Raw genomic sequence first — 2,347 nt, forward strand, 5'->3', positions numbered from 1 at the left:
CTGCATAGTTAAGGAGTGCGTAATCATCCTGAACTTCAACGCCTGTGCAGTGTAACGGCTCCCATCCCTCACCAAGAACCAGAACCCTGAACATGACCTTGCCGAAAAACATGTCCATCCAGCGATAACCGTTACTGGTCAGATGCCCGCTATCCTTATTGGGGAATGGATACGACGGGCAGACTCCATAGATGTTCCCTCCCTCCGTTGCCATATCCAGCTGCGCCATGCCGATCGCCAGCTCATAGGTATCAATGGTGTAAGTGCCGCCAGTCTGATAGGTGAACATCGCAGGCGGTCTCTGTCCTGCGCAAAAATCGGCAATCACATCGCTATAAAGCTGACGCACCTTCGCTTTATAGCCCTCCCGCGTATAGTCGCCGCCGTACCCAGGGTTGTAATTCCATTCTCCCTGCAGGAAACAGAAAGCACCGATGCCGAATGTCTTGCTTTCGCCATCCGCGATGGCCTTTATTTTAGACACAGCTTCACGAATGCGATTATACAGCTCCGGATCGGCCCCCCTGGACAGAGCCTCAACGGTCCTCCCGTTGACCCCGCAGCTTGCCAGAACAAGCAGGCGCGACGGGTCAGTTAGCAATGCAGCCTGACGCAGAAACAGCGTGCGCAGCATGTTAACCGCAGCAACGGCCCCTTCACCCTCATTACCTGACCCGGCAGGCAGTGCAGCAACCGCGGCATCACTCATCACATACGACCCGTCACCTGACTGAACGACGGCCTTTAGCGGGTTGAGGATGGCTGACCCCACCGGGGTGAATCCTGCCCCTGTCCGGGTATTTGGTCGAGGTGAGTTTCCCAGCATCAGATTGCCCAGATTGCTGTACGGCGTTTTGCTGAGCGCAGGGTAACCTTCCTGGTTGGTGGAAAGAGACTGCCCGTACCAGATGATCATCGACAGAGCGAACACCAGTCGCTCTATGTCAGCGTTATACCGACTGCGAACTTTACTGTAATAGCTCAGGTTTTCCGCGTTCAGAATGTTAATTCTGTCCTGCAGCGTTATACCACCACCGCTACCGCCGCCGACCAGATTCCCGCTCGCATCAATAATTGTTTTAGACCGGCCAAGAAAATCAGAGACCTTTAAAAACTCAGGACCTGTAATATCAATTCGAGAGCCACCTGAGTTAAAATTAAGGCCATTGCCTGATACCATTGCCGCATCTGTGCCGAACGAACCATCTCGCGCAGCGCGCAAACTCCTTGGTGCCACATTCCCATATTCATCAACTAATACGACACGTTGACCGAGAATATTTTCGATATATATTCCATTGTCATCCGACACGGTCAGTGAATAGCCCTCCAGTTCAATGCCATCAGGTTTGACCATCGTCTTTATTGTCCCGAACTCTCCAGATGTCAGTGCGTAAAACTGGCGATACCCAAGGATATCTACAAGTTGAAATATTAAATCTGCAGCATCGTCATGCTTTAGAAGATCCCCAACAGTCATGGTTACCAGTGATTCAACACCAGCCTGTGACGGCATTTTTCTGCCAGTGGCAGTCAGCGTCCCGCCATTATTAATATATTCATCAGCAAGTGAACTTCCATCTGTACTGCGAATATAGGTTGTTGCGCCATCCGGGATGTTGGCAATATCCGCCTGCGCCGCCGCCAGCGTCATATACTGGCGACTTAGAGGGATCAGGTTCTGCCGGGTTTCCTCAACGACTTTATCCCCTTCCGCCTTAATCCCGTCTACGGTGTAGTGCTCGCCGCCCAGGCGATCGGTGTATTTCAGCTCTGTACTGGTGACAACCTTATCCAGCATGGCGCCAGCATAAACTGCGTCCCGGATATCAGTGCTGGGTACCGGGTTGTCGGTTGGAGTTGGTAACGGTACTTCTGCCATTGTGCATGTCGCCCTATAAAAGGCGCACGAAGCCCTCAGAAGTGAATCTGATGGTGTGCGCGAAGGTTGGTAATTACTGCTGTGTGTTACGAATAAATCGAGTCTGAATATTCAGTGAGTGAGAGGGTTTGAGTATCGTCACCGTTGGGTTTGGCGCTATCGACGCGCCAGATTGTGGAGTTCAGTTCCGAGTCGGTAGAGATGAAATACCGGCTTGGGTTTTGCACCGTGCTGCGGTCATAAATGTTCAGATCGAAGGTATCGGCTGCAGCCTGGAATGCTTTGGGCTTGCCACTTACCGGATAAGCTCGCCAGCGCCCGCGGTAATTCCCGAGGCTGTCGGTCATAACCACCCACATATCGCCCAAAGAAAAGTCGATACGCTCTGACGTCGAGAACACGTCACCGGATCGCCCGGTGATATAACCGGTTTGCTGCGCGTTGTCGTACATGTCCGGACACTGA

The 2,347-nt window shown here is 52.4% G+C and carries 1 protein-coding gene and 1 pseudogene; both read right to left on the reverse strand.

Going from position 1 to position 2,347, the window contains the following annotated elements; all coding sequences use genetic code 11:
• The coding region (locus HMPREF9538_RS32685; RefSeq protein ID WP_009483776.1) for a hypothetical protein at positions 1 to 1,801 on the reverse strand (1,801 nt) is incomplete at its 3' end.
• Between the two features lie 167 nt (positions 1,802 to 1,968).
• Positions 1,969 to 2,347 (reverse strand): annotated as a pseudogene (locus tag HMPREF9538_RS26675) (phage tail protein); the annotation flags it as partial.

It is taken from the genome of Klebsiella sp. MS 92-3 (genome assembly GCF_000195655.1).
Lineage (GTDB): Bacteria > Pseudomonadota > Gammaproteobacteria > Enterobacterales > Enterobacteriaceae > Klebsiella > Klebsiella pneumoniae.